This is a genomic window from Pseudomonas sp. RV120224-01b, from assembly GCF_003208145.1.
In the GTDB taxonomy this organism is placed as follows: domain Bacteria; phylum Pseudomonadota; class Gammaproteobacteria; order Pseudomonadales; family Pseudomonadaceae; genus Aquipseudomonas; species Aquipseudomonas monteilii.
Genome location: NZ_QKMQ01000012.1, coordinates 86,205 through 101,471 on the forward strand (window position 1 = coordinate 86,205; position 15,267 = coordinate 101,471).

Genomic DNA, 15,267 nt, shown 5'->3' on the forward strand with positions numbered 1-15,267 from the left:
TCAATGCTCATGCCGCTGCCTACTTTGCTTACCCAGCACATCGCCCGCCGCCCCCAGCGCATTGCGCTGCTGCAGCACATTGCCGAGCAAGGCTCGATCACCCGCGCCGCCAAGGCTGCGGGCATCAGCTACAAGGCCGCCTGGGATGCCATTGACGAGCTCAACAACCTGGCCAGCCAGCCCTTGGTGGAGCGCAGCACCGGTGGCCGTGGCGGTGGCGGTGCGCGTTTGTCGCCCGAAGGCGAGCGGGTACTGCGCCTGTATCAGCGGCTGCAGGCCTTGCAGGCGCAAATCCTTGAAGCCGCCGAAGAGTCCAGCGACCTCGACCTGCTCGGCCGCCTGATGCTGCGCACCAGTGCGCGTAACCAGCTGCAGGGCCAGGTCAGCGGCCTGCGCCGCGAAGGCCGGTATGATCGTGTCAGCCTGGCATTGGGCGGCGGGCTGGAAATTGATGCGCTGATCACGCACGACAGTACCGCGCGGCTGGAGCTGACGTTGGGGACAATGGTGGTGGCGTTGCTCAAGGCTGGCTGGGTGCGGTTGTTGGCGGAGGGAGAAGAGGCTGAAGCGGGCAGCAATTGCTTGAGCGCTACGGTGGAAGACGTGCTGACCGAGGATGACGGACCTGGTGAGGTCCGGCTGGCGCTGGGCAATGGGCAGACACTGTGTGCAATTGCCGAGGGGGATTGGTTGGCTGGTCAGCAGGTAGCAGCTGGCAGTTCTGTTCGGGTGCAGTTTCATCCGTCCTATGTGCTGATCGGCGTTCCTGCCTAGCCTGGCCGCGCTTCGCGCGGTTCGCGGGCGCGCCCGCTCCCACAGGAATTTCGCACACCTTGAAGGCTTCGCTGTACTTGTGGGAGCGGGCGCGCCCGCGAAGAGGCCGGTACAAGCGGAACGCGGTAACATGGCCCCATGCCGCTTATCCCCGGAGCCCCCATGTCCCACCCCTTCGACACCCTCACCCCCGACCTGGTCCTGGACGCCGTGGAAAGCATCGGCTTTCTCAGCGATGCACGGGTGCTGGCACTGAACAGCTACGAAAACCGCGTCTATCAGGTGGGCATCGAGGACGCGCAGCCGCTGATCGCCAAGTTCTACCGCCCAGGCCGCTGGAGCGATGCGGCCATCCTCGAAGAACACAGCTTCACCGCCGAACTGGCTGACTGCGAAGTGCCGGTGGTTGCGCCCCTGCAGCACGATGGCCGCACCTTGTTCGAACACCAGGGTTTCCGTTTCACCCTGTTCCCCCGCCGCGGTGGCCACGCTCCGGAGCCAGGCAACCTCGACCAGCTGTATCGCCTGGGCCAACTGCTCGGTCGCCTGCACGCCGTAGGCGCCAGCAAACCGTTCGAACATCGTGAGGCCCTGGCTGTGGACAACTTTGGCCACGCCTCGCTCAACACCTTGCTGGAAGGCGATTTTGTCCCGCGTGAGTTGCTGCCAGCGTTCGAGTCCGTGGCCCGCGACGTGCTCAAGCGGGTTGAGGAGATCTACGCCCGCACGCCCCACCAGCTCATCCGCCTGCACGGCGACCTGCACCCCGGCAACCTGATGCACCGCGACGAGGTGTACCACGTGGTCGACCTCGACGACTGCCGTACGGGCCCGGCCGTGCAAGACCTGTGGATGATGCTGGCCGGCAGCCGCGAGGAGCGCCTGGGGCAGTTGGCCGAGCTGATCGACGGCTACAACGAGTTCCACGACTTCGACCCGCGCGAGCTGGCCCTGATCGAACCCCTGCGCGCCCTGCGCCAGCTGCACTACAGCGCCTGGCTGGCACGGCGCTGGGACGACCCGGCGTTCCCGCCAAGCTTCCCGTGGTTCGGCCAGCCCCGTTACTGGGGCGACCAGATTCTCGCCCTGCGCGAACAAATGGCGGCACTGGATGAAGCACCGCTGAAATTGTTCTAGAAGCACGCCCGCCTCTGTCTACAATAGGCGTCGCTTTATTTAGCTACCTAAGCAAGGATTCTGCATGCACGCCGCAAACCCGCGTCGCGGGTACATACTGGGCCTCAGTGCCTACATCATCTGGGGCCTGTTTCCCCTGTACTTCAAGGCGATCCAGAGCGTCCCGGCGGTGGAGATCATTGTCCACCGGGTACTCTGGTCGGCATTGTTCGGTTCGCTGCTGCTACTGGTGTGGAAACACCCTGGCTGGTGGCGTGAACTGCGCGACAACCCACGCCGGCTGGGCATCCTGGCCCTGAGCGGGGCACTGATCGCCGGTAACTGGCTGACGTACGTGTGGTCGGTGAACAACGGCCGCATGCTCGAAGCCAGCCTGGGCTACTACATCAACCCGCTGATCAATGTGCTGTTGGGCATGCTGATTCTTGGCGAACGCCTGCGCCGCCTGCAGTGGCTGGCGGTGGGCATGGCCGCCGTGGGCGTGGCCCAGCAGGTGTGGCAAGTGGGCAGCCTGCCCTGGGTGTCGCTGGTGCTGGCGCTGAGCTTCGGCTTCTATGGGCTGATTCGCAAACAGGCGCCAGTGGCGGCATTGCCGGGCCTGGTAGTGGAAACCTGGATGCTGGTGCCGCTGGCCCTTGGCTGGCTGCTGCTGCACCCGGCGGCGATGAGTGCTCAAGGGGCGTTCTATACCAGCAGCGAGGCGCTGTGGCTGATGGCTGCCGGGCCGGTGACGCTGATACCGTTGGTGTGCTTCAACGCGGCGGCGCGGCACCTGCCGTACACCACGCTGGGCTTCCTGCAATACCTGGCACCCACACTGGTGTTGCTGCAGGCAGTGCTGCTGTTTGATGAGCACCTGTCGTCGAGCAACCTGGTGGCGTTCATGTTCATCTGGGCAGGTTTGGCCATTTACAGCGTCGATGCCTGGTTGAGTTTGCGCAAGCGCAGCTGATCAAAAAACGATCAAATCTCTGCAGGCCTTGTGATGCGCGGCCTGCAGAGACATCTCCAAAGGTTATCCACACCCTCGTCCCCGTGCTTTGTGCACAAGGTGCTGATTTTTGGGTGTTTTTTGAGCAAAGCTGTGCAAGGCACGCGCGGCCTGGGCTGGAGAGGGGAACCCCCAGGTTATCCACAGGGCCTTCCCCGTGAAACCGGGATAACCGCAGGGGGCCGCTTCGCGCCCCATCGCGACACAAGGCCGCTCCTACAAAGGTTATGCATTCCCCTGTAGGAGCGGCCTTGTGTCGCGATGGGCTGCAAAGCAGCCCCGGCAATCTCGAATCAATCCTCGGCCCGCAAGTGCAACTCCACCATCAAGTCGTCCGCCAGGCTCTCCAGTTTCTGCTGCAGCACATCCAGCGGCAAGGTCAACGGCAGCGCCAGCAGCGCATCGGCATGAAACAGCGGCTCGCTGCTCATCGGTGCAGGCCGCACCTCTGTGGAAAACCGCTCGACGTTCACCTGCAACTCAGCCAGCAAACGAGTAATGTCACGCACGATCCCTGGTCGGTCGTTACCCACCAGTTCCATGGCAATCGGTTTCCATGTGCAAGAGGGCTCAATCCCGCTCTCGGCAATCAGCACCCGGATCCCATACCGGGCCAGCCCCTCCAGCGATGCCACCAGTTCGGCATAATTCTCAGCCGGCACCGCCACCCGCAGGATGCCGGCAAACTGCCCGGCCATACGCGACATGCGGCTTTCCAGCCAGTTGCCACTGTGGTCGGCGATGCATTGGGCAATGCGTTCGACCTGCCCGGCCTTGTCAGGGGCAATAACCGTCAGTACAAGATGATCCACAAGCCCTTCCTCGTGTCGGACCGCGCCGGGCGGCAGAAAATCGGGAGATCGACTCAGTATAGGCAAGGCGCGGCAACCTGCCGCAGGGCAATCCGCACAGCCAATCGTGTACTGTTTCAAGATTTATCTGGAACAATCCACCTGTTTTTTGCGAACATACCCACTCCCAGCGTGACCATACGCGACCAACGGGTCGCATAACGGCGCTTTTAGTCTGATTTTGCCCCGCCTACTGCTTCATGTAGTATCCCGTGGCGCGGACTACAAAACGTCGTTTGGATGTCTGCCAAGGCGCCTGTGAAAATACGCACACTGCCCGCCAGCCAGTCTGGCAGGCCGCACCCAGCCGCGTCCGGCGCAACCCGGGGGCATGCACTGGTGCCGTGTTTAGAGAAGCGCTACAGGCTTAATACAGAAGAGCGAAATAGCTGAGCAGAGTGAGGCAAGCAATGACTGGATACGTTCAAGTCGGTGGCCTTCAGGTCGCCAAGGTCCTGTACGACTTCGTGAACAACGAAGCCATCCCCGGGACCGGCATCGTCGCCGAGCAGTTCTGGGCGGGTGCAGAGAAGATCATCAATGACCTCGCTCCAAAGAACAAAGCCCTGCTCGCCAAGCGCGACGAGCTGCAAGCCAAGATCGACGCCTGGCACCAGGCACGCAAAGGCCAGGCCCACGACGCCGCAGCCTACAAAGCATTCCTCCAGGAAATCGGCTACCTGCTGCCACAAGCCGACGATTTCCAGGCCACCACCCAGAACGTGGACGAAGAAATCGCCCACATGGCCGGCCCACAGCTGGTCGTTCCGGTGATGAACGCCCGCTTCGCCCTCAACGCCGCCAACGCCCGCTGGGGTTCGCTGTACGATGCGCTGTACGGCACCGACGCCATCAGCGATGAAGGCGGCGCCGAAAAAGGCCAGGGTTACAACAAGGTCCGTGGCGACAAGGTCATTGCCTTCGCCCGCGCCTTCCTCGACGAAGCCGCGCCACTGGCCGCCGGCTCGCACGTCGACTCCACCGGCTACCGCATCGAAGGCGGCAAACTGGTTGTGGCCCTCAAAGGCGGCAGCAACAGCGGCCTGCGTGATGACGCGCAACTGATCGGCTTCCACGGCGACGCTGCCGCGCCGACTGCCGTGCTGCTCAAGCACAACGGCCTGCACTTCGAAATCCAGGTCGATGCCAGCACCCCGGTTGGCAGCACCGACGCTGCAGGCGTGAAAGACATCCTGATGGAATCGGCACTGACCACCATCATGGACTGCGAAGACTCGGTTGCCGCCGTCGATGCCGACGACAAGGTGATCGTCTACCGCAACTGGCTGGGCCTGATGAAAGGCGACCTGGCCGAAAGCGTGAGCAAGGGTGGCAAAACCTTCACCCGCACCATGAACCCGGACCGCGAGTACGCCGCGCCAAACGGCGGCAGCGTGACCCTGCATGGCCGTTCGCTGCTGTTCGTGCGTAACGTTGGCCACCTGATGACCAACCCGGCGATTCTCGATGCCCAAGGCAACGAAATTCCTGAAGGTATCCAGGACGGCCTGTTCACCAACCTGATCGCCCTGCACAACCTCAACGGCAACACCACCCGCAAGAACACCCGCAGCGGCAGCGTGTACATCGTGAAGCCGAAGATGCACGGGCCGGAAGAAGTGGCCTTCGCCGCCGAAATCTTCAGCCAGGTCGAAGACCTGCTGGGCATGCCGCGCAACACCGTCAAGGTCGGCATCATGGACGAAGAGCGCCGCACCACGGTCAACCTCAAGTCCTGCATCAAGGCAGCCGCAGAACGCGTGGCGTTCATCAACACCGGTTTCCTCGACCGCACGGGCGATGAAATCCACACCTCGATGGAAGCCGGCGCCGTGGTGCGCAAGGGCGCCATGAAGAACGAGAAGTGGATCGGTGCCTACGAGAACAACAACGTCGACGTTGGCCTGGCCACCGGCCTGCAAGGCCGTGCGCAGATCGGCAAAGGCATGTGGGCCATGCCTGACCTGATGGCCGCCATGCTGGAGCAGAAAATCGCCCACCCGCTGGCCGGTGCCAACACCGCCTGGGTGCCGTCGCCGACTGCCGCCACCCTGCACGCCCTGCACTACCACAAGGTGGACGTACAGGCGCGCCAGCGTGAACTGGCTTCGCGTACCCCGGCTTCGGTAGACGACATCCTGGCCATCCCGCTGGCTGCCGATACCAACTGGTCTGCCGAAGAAATTCGCAACGAGCTGGACAACAACGCCCAGGGCATCCTCGGCTACGTGGTGCGCTGGATCGACCAGGGCGTGGGTTGCTCGAAGGTGCCGGACATCAACAACGTCGGCCTGATGGAAGACCGCGCCACCCTGCGTATTTCGGCCCAGCTGCTGGCCAACTGGCTGCGCCATGGCGTAGTCAGCCAGGAGCAAGTGCTGGAAAGCCTCAAACGCATGGCCGTGGTGGTTGACCAGCAGAACGCCGGCGACGCCCTGTACCGCCCGATGGCGCCGAACTTCGACGACAACGTCGCGTTCCAGGCCGCTGTCGAGCTGGTGGTGGAAGGTGGCAAGCAGCCGAACGGTTATACCGAGCCGGTACTGCACCGCCGTCGCCGCGAGTTCAAGGCGCGTAACGGGCTGTAAATCGAAAGGGGCCGCTTTGCGGCCCCTTTCTGCATCAGTCTATTTTCAGTTCTCTCTTCACCAGTTCCAGCAGCTTGCCCAGGTCCACAGGCTTGAGCAGGAAATCCACCACCCCCAGGTGCATCACGTCCACTGCCTCCTTCACATCGGTGTCGCCCGACACCACGATGATCGACAACGCCGCCCGCTCCGACTCACGAATCGTCCGGATCAAGTCCAGGCCATCCTCAGGCTGCATGCGCAAATCCGTAATCATCAAACCAATCCGCTGCTGGTAATGCAGGTACAGCCTGGCCTCCTGCGCCCCGTCCGCCCCTACCGCATCGATGCCCCGGCTTTTCAGGTACAGGATCAGCGCCTCGCGGTTAACCGCGTTATCGTCCACCACCAGCACCAACGGCCTGGGCGCCACAGGCGCACTCACCACGGCCAATGCCTCGCGCTCGGCGTCGCTCAGGATGTCGGTGGGCTCACGCATGGTCATCTCGTCAAAAAAATTCCGCTTCAGCAGTAGGACCACTTTACTTGCGTAACCCGGTTCGCCTTTCGTCGGGTCTTTGACAGGAGTGCTCATAGACTTACGTCCAATGGGCACCACCCCGCCGCAAGCCGACCATGGAGGCAGAGAACAACAGGGCCGGCACCTATATATAGATATATATAGTTCGGCATAGCGATACGGTCAGTTTCATGAGCAAAAAGGACGCCTACAGCCAGGCGGGCAGGACGGCAGTGCTGCAGAACATCCAGGGCACCCTGCAGTTCCTGCAGCGCTTCCCGCCGTTCAACCAGATGGAGCACAGCCACCTGGCCTTCCTGGTGGAACAGTGCCAGCTGCGCTTCTATGCCAGCGGCGAAAGCATCGTCAAACCTGCCGACGGGCCGGTGGAGCACTTCTACATCGTCAAGCAGGGGCGAGTGGTTGGCGAGCGCCAGCACCTGGTCAAACCGGGCGTGGAGACCACCTTCGAAATCACCAGCGGCGAATGCTTCCCGCTGGCCGCACTGCTGGGTGAACGGGCGACCCGCACCGAGCACCTGGCCGGTGAAGACACCTTCTGCCTGCAGTTGAACAAAGCCGCGTTCATCCGCGTGTTCTCGATGTCTGAAGTGTTTCGGGATTTTGCCTTGCGTGGGGTCAGCAGCCTGCTCGACCAGGTCAACCAACAGGTACGCCAGCGCGCGGTGGAAACCCTCGGGACCCAATACTCACTGAACACCCCGCTGGGTGAGCTGGCCATGCGTCACCCGGTGGTATGCAGCGCCGATACACCGTTGCGCGATGCCGTGCGGCTGATGCACGAACAGCAGGTCGGCAGCATTGTGGTGATCGACCTGCAGCGCTACCCTGTCGGCATCTTCACCCTGCGCGATCTGCGCCAGGTGGTGGCATCGATGGATGCAGACCTGGGCGCCCCCATCGAGCGGCACATGACCGCCAAGCCCTTCTACCTCAGCCCCCAGGCCAGCGCCTTCGACGCGGCCATGGCCATGACCGAACGGCATATCGCCCACGTGTGCCTGGTGGAAAACCGACGCCTGTGCGGGGTGGTTTCCGAGCGTGACCTGTTCTCGCTGCAACGGGTCGACCTGGTGCACCTGGCGCGTACCATCCGCCATGCGCCTCGGCTGGACACCCTGGTTTCACTGCGCGGCGAGATCAGCCAGCTGGTCGAGCGCATGCTCGCCCACGGCGCATCGTCCACGCAGATCACCCAGATCATCACCTTGCTCAACGACCACACCGTGTGCCGGGTGATCGAGCTGGCACTGGCCGAGCGCGGCGACCCGGGCGTGCCATTCAGCTGGCTGTGCTTCGGCAGCGAAGGGCGGCGCGAGCAAACCCTGCACACCGACCAGGACAACGGCATCCTCTTCGAGGCCGCCGACAGCGCCGAGGCCGACAGCATCCGTGCGCGCCTGCTGCCGCTGGCGCAGTACATCAACCAGTGCCTGGCACAGTGCGGCTTTACCCTGTGCAAGGGCAACATCATGGCCGGCAACCCTGAATTGTGCCTGTCACGCAGCGAGTGGACACGCCGCTTTGCCGGTTTTGTCCGCGAAGCCAGCCCGGAGAACCTGCTGGGCTCCAGCATCTATTTCGACCTGCGCGTGGTGTGGGGCGACGAGCAAGGCTGCGAGCAGTTGCGCCAGAGCCTTCTGGCGCAAGTAGCCGACAACCGCCTCTTCCAGCGCATGCTGGCCGACAATGCCCTGCGCCAGCGCCCACCGGTGGGCCGCCTGCGCGAATTCGTGCTGACCCGCCAGGGCAACGACAAGGCCGCCACCCTCGACCTCAAGGTCCAGGGCCTGACGCCCTTCGTCGATGGCGCACGCTTGCTGGCCCTGGCCAATGGCATCGGCGCCTGCAATACCCTGGAGCGCCTGCGCCAACTGGTGGCCAAGGGCGTGATCGAGCCACTGGACGGCGCTGCCTATGAAGAGGCTTATCACTTCATCCAGCAGACCCGCATGCAGCAGCATCAGCGTCAGACCCGCGACAACCTGCCGTACTCCAACCGGCTCGACCCAGACAGCCTCAACCACCTGGACCGGCGCATCCTGCGCGAGTCCCTGCGCCAGGCCCAACGCCTGCAAAGCAGCCTGGCCTTGCGGTATCAGCTATGAGCCTGTTTGCCTGGCTGCGCCCCAGCGCGCCCGAGCTGGACCACGCCATGCGTCAGCGCCTGGCCCGACAGCCCAAGCCCGCGCCGCTGGGTGTGTGCAGTTTGCGTGAGCAGCGCTGGGTAGTGCTGGACCTGGAAACCAGCGGGCTTAACCCCAACCGTGATCAGGTGTTGTCAATCGGGGCGGTGGCCATCGAGGACGGTGCCATCGATTTTGCCCAACAGTTCGAACGTACCCTGCACCGGCCTTTGCAGAAAACCAACGCCAGCGTGTTGATCCACGGACTGGGGCCTAGTGCCCTGGCCGCCGGTTGCGACCCGGCCGAGGCCTTGCTGGATTTGCTCGATTTCATTGGCAGCAGCCCGGTACTGGCGTTTCATGCGCCATTCGACCAACGCATGCTGGCGCGGGCGCTGAAGGAAAGCCTGGGTTACCGCTTGCAGTCACCGTTCCTCGATGTGGCCGAACTGGCGCCGATGCTTAACCCCGACACCGTGCTGCGCGAGGCCGGGCTGGATGACTGGGTCGCGCGGTTTGGCTTGCAGGTGGAAGAACGCCACCATGCCAGTGCCGATGCTCAGGTAACGGCTGAGCTGGCGCTGATTTTGTTCAGCCAGGCCCGGCGCCAGCAGTTGGACAGCCCGTTGCAGCTGGAGCAGCGGTTGCGTGGGTGGCGCAGGCGCAAATTACAGAGTCACGGTCTGTAGATGTGTATTGGCCTGACCGGCCCAATCGCCGGCAAGCCAGCTCCCACAGGTACTGCACAAGGGCTGAAAACACTCGACAACTGCTCCAGAGGGTCTGCACAAGGCCTGAGATTAAGCGGTCCCTGTGGGGGCGATTGGGCCATCAGCCTTTTCGATGATGGCAATCCGATAAGCGTCCATTGCACCCACCCCCTCCCCTCTGCAACAATCGCGAATAATTATCGTTAGTTAATGCATACGTTCCGGGGGGACGCTGCTTGTCTTCTGCACAGAGCCCACACGCCGATCTGGTCGGTGCGCTGTACCGCGACCATCGCGGCTGGCTGCTCGCCTGGCTGCAACGCAGCATGGCCTGCCGCCAACGTGCCGAAGACCTGAGCCAGGACACCTTCGTGCGCCTGCTCGGCCGCGAGCAGCTGGACACCCCCCGCGAACCCCGCGCTTTCCTCGCCGCCGTGGCCAAGGGGCTGATGTTCGACCACTTCCGCCGTGCGGCGCTGGAGCAGGCCTACCTGGCCGAGCTGGCGCTGATCCCGGAAGCCGAACAGCCCTCGCCCGAAGTGCAGCACCTGATCCTCGAAGACCTCAAGGCCATCGACCGCCTGCTGGGCAAGCTGTCGAGCAAGGCCCGCGCGGCGTTCCTGCACAACCGTCTGGACGGCATGGGCCATGCCGAGATCGCCGAGCGCCTGGGCGTTTCGGTATCGCGCGTGCGCCAGTACATTGCCCAAGGCATGCGCCAGTGCTACGTGGCCCTGTACGGGGAGCCGACGTGAGCAACGCGCCGGTTTCGTCCCGGGTACTGGAAGCCGCCATCGCCTGGAAACTCAGCCTCGGCGACGCCAGCGGCTCACCGGATGAACGCAACGAATTCATGCGCTGGCATGCCGCCAGCGAAGAACACGCGCGGGCCTGGCGCCAGCTCGGCGCCATGGACCAACGGGTCAGCGCGGCGGCCGGCCCGGCACGCCAGGCCCTGCTGCAATCGCGCGTCAGCCTGCGGCGCCGAATCGGCAAGGTTGGCGGCGGGCTGGCCGGCATGTTTCTGCTCGGGTCACTGCTGGCCTGGGTCGGCGCTCCGTCACTGGCCCCCAGCTACTGGCTGGCCGACCAGCGCACCGCAACTGGCGAATTGCGTACCTTGCGCCTGCAAGACGGCACATTGCTGAGCCTGAACACCCACACCGCCGTCGATATCGACTACGCAGGCGAGCAGCGGGTGATTGTGCTGCACCAAGGCGAAATTTCGGTCGAAACCGGCCACCAGGACCCGCGTCCGCTGCTGGTACGCACCGACGATGGCCGCCTGCGGCCACTGGGCACGCGCTTCCTGGTGCGCCGCGAAGCCGACGGTACGCGCCTGGAAGTGCTGCAAGCCTCGGTTGCGGCCATGCCGCATAACAGTGGCGACGAGCAAGTGCTGCGTGAAGGCCAGCAAGTGTTGATGAACGCCAACGGCCTCGGCCGGATCGGCACGGTGCCCGCCGGTGCCGATGCCTGGACCCGGGGCATGCTGGTGGTCGACAACGTGCGCCTGGGCGACCTGCTGGCCGCGCTGGGCCAGTACCGCAGTGGCCACCTCGGGGTGGACGCCAAGGTCGCCGACCTGCGCGTGACCGGCAGCTTCCCGCTGACCGACACCGACCTGGCGCTGGCATCGCTGGTGCCGGCTTTGCCGGTGAAAATCGAGCGGCATACCCAGTGGTGGGTGAACGTGGTGCCGAAGTAAGGCTGAACGCCAAAAAATACTGCTCAATATTTTTCAGATCAGCCCTGTCACTTTTCAAATCTCGCTCGGCAAGGAAGCAGTTAGCACTTATCCGTCCAGGAGCCACTGCATGTCCCGTGCTGTTGATCGTATCTTGCGCCCTAGCCTGATGGCCCTTGCCATCGCCGTAACCGCGCCATTGGCCAGCCCTGTCTTGTGCGCCGCCGAGCAATCCGCTGCGCGCGCCTATGACCTGCCCAGCGCCCCGCTGGCCACCACCCTGAACCAGATCGCCAGCCAGGCCGGTATCGCCCTGGCCATCGACCCGGCGTTGGTCAGCGGCCGCACCTCGGCCCCGGTGACCGGCCAATATGACGGCCTCGGTGCCCTGCAGGCCGCCCTGCGCGGCACTGGCCTGCAACTGCAACAAAGCAGCGTGGGCAGCTACAGCCTGGTGGCCACGCCGGAAGGGACACTGGCGCTACCAGAAACAGCGATCAACGCCACTTCCAGCTATGAAAGTGCCTGGGGTGCCTCCAGCGGTTACGTCGCCACACGCACTGCTGCGGGCACCAAAACCGACACCCCCATCGTCGAGACTCCGCGCTCGATGACGGTCATCACCCGTCAGCAGCTGGATGACCGCCAGGTTCTCAACCTCAATGACGCTCTGCGCTATACCGCTGGCGTGCAAAGCAGCGGTTACGGTTCGGACTCGCGCGCCGACTGGCTGCGTGTACGTGGTTTCGACCCGACCCAGTTCCTCGACGGCCTGCCACTGCCAAAAGGCTCGTTCGCCAACCCCAAGGTTGAGCCGTGGAACCTGGAGCGAATCACCGTACTGCGCGGCCCGGCATCGTCGGTGTATGGCCAGACCCCGCCGGGCGGCATGCTCGACATGGTCAGCCGTCGCCCACAGTCGGAGAGTGCCCACCAGATCGAAGCCCAGGTCGGCAGCAATGAACACAAGCAGATCAACTTCGACAGCACCGGCAAAATCGACGAAGAGGGCAAGTTTCTGTACCGCGTAAGTGGCGTGGTGCGTGACAGCAATTCCCCCATCGACCATATTCCGGACAAGCGCTACAACATCGCTCCCAGCCTGACCTGGAACATCGATGACGACACCAAGCTGACCTTCATCTCCCAGTACACGCGGGACGATACCGGTATCACCGGCCAGTTTCTGCCGCTGCAAGGCACCAAGCTGGACGGCCCGACGGGCAAGATTTCCCACCACAAAAACCTGGGCGAACCGGACTGGGACTTCTACGATCGTACCTACTACGCACTGGGCTACGCATTCGAGCACCGGCTGAACGACACCTGGCAGTTCCGCCAGAACCTGCGTTACACCAAGAGCGACTTGTCGTTCCAGGCGGTCAACGTCGCCACATTCAACACTGTCGATGCCGACGGCAACGTCAACCGCGAATCGGGTATCGTCAACGAAGACATCAGCCAGTTCGCTGTGGACAACAACTTCCAGGCTGATTTCCAGACAGGCGACGTCAGCCACACCTTGCTGCTAGGCCTGGACCACCAGCGCTCGAATACCAACTATCAGTGGCTGTATGGCATGGGGGTGCCGCCGATCAACGTCAACCGCCCTGTGTATGGCGCCGACATGTCGAACGTCACCTACTTCGCCATGCAGGACTTCCAGCAAAAAACCCACCAGACGGGTGCCTACATCCAGGATCAGATGTCGCTCGACAACTGGCGGCTGACCCTGGGAGGGCGTGAAGACTGGATTCACACGGGCACCGTGTTCCATAACAGCAACGACGCCACCAATACCCAGCGCGACAAAGCGTTCAGCGGCAACGTTGGCCTGAGCTATGTGTTCGACAACGGCATCACGCCGTACTTCTCCTACACCGAGTCGTTCCAGCCGGCCAGTGGTGCCAACGTGAACTCCACTGAGTCCTTCAAGCCGACCGAGGGCCGTCAGTACGAAGTGGGTGTGAAGTATCAGCCTGTCGGCACCGACACCCTGCTCACCGCTGCGGTGTACGACCTGAAACAGCAGAACGTCAGCGTTACGGAAGGCAGCATCACCCGCCAGGTGGGCGAACTGCAGGTACGCGGCCTGGAGCTGGAAGCCTCCACCCACGTCACCGAAAACCTCAAGGCAATTGCGTCGTACACCTATACCGATACCGAAATCCTGAAAGGTAACGACAAGGGTAACCGTATGGCGCTGATCCCCCGTAATCAGGCGACCTTGTGGGCTGACTACACCTGGAACAGCGGCTGGCTGGAGGGCTTCGGCATCGGTGGCGGCGTGCGCTACGTGGGTGATACCTATGGCAATACCGCCAACACCGACCTGGCCCATGTGAGTTCGTACACCGTGTATGACGCTTCGGTGCACTATGACCTGGGCCGACTGGACAACAGCATGAAAGGCCTGACCGTAGCAGTGGAAGCCAAGAACCTGTTCAACAAAGACTACCTGTCCAACTGTGACGGTTACTGGTGCTACTACGGCGATGAACGCAACGTGGTCGCCAGCGTCAATTACAAGTTCTGAGTGAACGGGGGCCGCTTTGCGGCCCCCTGTTCCAACAGACAAAAAACGGTACCGTGATGAAAAGCCCAACCATCCGCCGCTGGTCCGTGATCCACACCTGGAGCAGCCTGGTCTGTACCCTGTTCCTGCTGTTGCTGGCGCTCACCGGCCTGCCGCTGATTTTCCACCACGAACTCGAACACCTGCTCGGCGACGCCCCCGAACTGCGTGACATGCCAGCAGGTACCCCGCACCTCGACCTGCAACAGCTTGTACTGAAAGCGGAGCAGCACCGCCCCGGCGAGGTCATGCAGTACTTCGGCTACGACAAAGACGAACCCGATGGCGTGGTCGCCATCACCGCCGCCACTGCGGGCACCGACCCCAACTTGTCGCACACCTTCATGCTCGACGCCCGCACCGGCGAAGCGGTGGCCATGCCGGCCGCCAATGGCGGGTTCATGATGGTGATGCTGCGCCTGCATGTGGACATGTTCGCCGGCCTGCCCGGCAAGCTGCTGCTGGCCTTCATGGGCGTACTGTTCATCCTCGCAATCGTCTCCGGCACCGTGCTCTATGCGCCGTTCATGCGCCGCCTGGACTTCGGCACGGTACGCCACGAAAAATCCCGTCGCCTGCGCTGGCTCGACCTGCATAATCTGATCGGCGTGGTAACCCTGGCCTGGGCACTCACGGTAGGCGTGACTGGCGTAATCAGCGCCCTGTCCGACCTGGTTATCGCCGCCTGGCGCAACGACAGCCTGGCTGCCATGGTCGCGCCTTACCGCGACGCCCCGCCGCTCACCGAGCGCGCGCCCGCCACACGCCTGCTGGAGATTGCCGAACAGGCTGCCCCCGGCATGCGCCCGGACTTCATCGCCTTCCCCGGTACGCGCTTTTCCAGCGAACACCACTATGCCGTGTTCATGAACGGTGCCACACACCTGAGCTCGCACCTGTTCACACCCGTGTTGATCGATGCCCGTACCCTGGCAGTTACAGCAGTCGGCGAGCGCCCCTGGTACATGGACGCCATGGGCCTGTCGCAACCCTTGCATTTCGGCGATTACGGCGGGCGCCCGATGCAAATCCTCTGGGCAGTGCTCGATGTGCTGACCATCATCGTGCTCGGCAGCGGCCTGTACCTGTGGTGGGGCAAGCAACGCAAACCCAAGGAGGCACGCGCATGAGCCACACGTCGCAACCCGCCTTGCGCATTTTTGCCTGGCCGGCGCTGATCGCCTTGCTGGGAGCCCTGGGGCTGTTCGCCGCCTTGCTGGGTGATGGTTGGTGGGATGGGCTGTCCTGGCTCGGGCTCGGCCTACCGGCATGGTTCTCGATACGCGGCCTGTGGCGCCGCTGAGGTAG

The 15,267-nt window shown here is 63.3% G+C and carries 13 protein-coding genes; 11 read left to right on the forward strand and 2 right to left on the reverse strand.

What is annotated here, in order from left to right; all coding sequences use genetic code 11:
• Window positions 1–9: 9 nt before the first annotated feature.
• From N436_RS18730 to rarD, 3 genes are all read left to right on the forward strand, one after another.
• Window positions 10–774 (forward strand): TOBE domain-containing protein, encoded by a 765-nt coding sequence (locus N436_RS18730; protein WP_105947310.1) that lies wholly within the window; start codon window positions 10–12, stop codon window positions 772–774.
• A gap of 162 nt (window positions 775–936) precedes the next feature.
• Window positions 937–1,911 (forward strand): serine/threonine protein kinase, encoded by a 975-nt coding sequence (locus N436_RS18740; RefSeq protein WP_110741699.1) that lies wholly within the window; start codon window positions 937–939, stop codon window positions 1,909–1,911.
• Window positions 1,912–1,975: 64 nt separating this feature from the next.
• Complete coding sequence (rarD, locus tag N436_RS18745; RefSeq protein ID WP_060499101.1) at window positions 1,976–2,863, forward strand: EamA family transporter RarD; 888 nt, start codon at window positions 1,976–1,978, stop codon at window positions 2,861–2,863.
• Between the two features lie 332 nt (window positions 2,864–3,195).
• On the opposite strand, the gene N436_RS18750 is transcribed toward rarD, so the two are convergent.
• Window positions 3,196–3,714, reverse strand: coding sequence for a glycine cleavage system protein R (locus N436_RS18750; protein ID WP_105947311.1), 519 nt, complete (start codon window positions 3,712–3,714; stop codon window positions 3,196–3,198).
• Between the two features lie 449 nt (window positions 3,715–4,163).
• Between N436_RS18750 and N436_RS18755 the strand changes: the two genes are divergently transcribed.
• Complete coding sequence (locus tag N436_RS18755) at window positions 4,164–6,341, forward strand: malate synthase G (protein ID WP_104833571.1); 2,178 nt, start codon at window positions 4,164–4,166, stop codon at window positions 6,339–6,341.
• 34 nt (window positions 6,342–6,375) lie between these two features.
• On the opposite strand, the gene N436_RS18760 is transcribed toward N436_RS18755, so the two are convergent.
• Window positions 6,376–6,915 carry a response regulator gene (locus N436_RS18760; protein WP_110741700.1) on the reverse strand — a complete coding sequence of 180 codons (540 nt, stop codon included), beginning with the start codon at window positions 6,913–6,915 and terminating at the stop codon, window positions 6,376–6,378.
• 116 nt (window positions 6,916–7,031) lie between these two features.
• Between N436_RS18760 and N436_RS18765 the strand changes: the two genes are divergently transcribed.
• The 7 genes from N436_RS18765 (at window position 7,032) to N436_RS28605 (ending at window position 15,262) form a co-directional block, all read left to right on the forward strand.
• Window positions 7,032–8,969 carry a DUF294 nucleotidyltransferase-like domain-containing protein gene (locus tag N436_RS18765; protein ID WP_105947313.1) on the forward strand — a complete coding sequence of 646 codons (1,938 nt, stop codon included), beginning with the start codon at window positions 7,032–7,034 and terminating at the stop codon, window positions 8,967–8,969.
• Window positions 8,966–9,676 (forward strand): PolC-type DNA polymerase III, encoded by a 711-nt coding sequence (locus N436_RS18770; protein ID WP_105947314.1) that lies wholly within the window; start codon window positions 8,966–8,968, stop codon window positions 9,674–9,676. The genes N436_RS18765 and N436_RS18770 overlap by 4 nt, the downstream gene beginning before the upstream one ends.
• Before the next feature lie 257 nt (window positions 9,677–9,933).
• On the forward strand, window positions 9,934–10,452 hold the full coding sequence (locus N436_RS18775) for an RNA polymerase sigma factor (RefSeq protein ID WP_019097171.1): 519 nt from the start codon (window positions 9,934–9,936) through the stop codon (window positions 10,450–10,452).
• Entirely contained in the window at window positions 10,449–11,405 is a 957-nt protein-coding gene (locus N436_RS18780; RefSeq protein ID WP_110741701.1) for a FecR domain-containing protein, read from the forward strand. Before N436_RS18775 ends, N436_RS18780 begins: the two co-directional genes overlap by 4 nt.
• A 109-nt stretch (window positions 11,406–11,514) precedes the next feature.
• Window positions 11,515–13,920 carry a TonB-dependent siderophore receptor gene (locus N436_RS18785; RefSeq protein WP_105947316.1) on the forward strand — a complete coding sequence of 802 codons (2,406 nt, stop codon included), beginning with the start codon at window positions 11,515–11,517 and terminating at the stop codon, window positions 13,918–13,920.
• Between the two features lie 56 nt (window positions 13,921–13,976).
• A complete protein-coding gene (locus N436_RS18790) occupies window positions 13,977–15,089 on the forward strand; it encodes a PepSY domain-containing protein (RefSeq protein WP_110741702.1) in 1,113 nt (370 codons plus the stop codon).
• The gene (locus tag N436_RS28605) at window positions 15,086–15,262 is read left to right on the forward strand and encodes a hypothetical protein (RefSeq protein ID WP_177410889.1); all 177 of its coding nucleotides are present in this window, start codon (window positions 15,086–15,088) and stop codon (window positions 15,260–15,262) included. Before N436_RS18790 ends, N436_RS28605 begins: the two co-directional genes overlap by 4 nt.
• The last annotated feature ends 5 nt before the right edge of the window (window positions 15,263–15,267 follow it).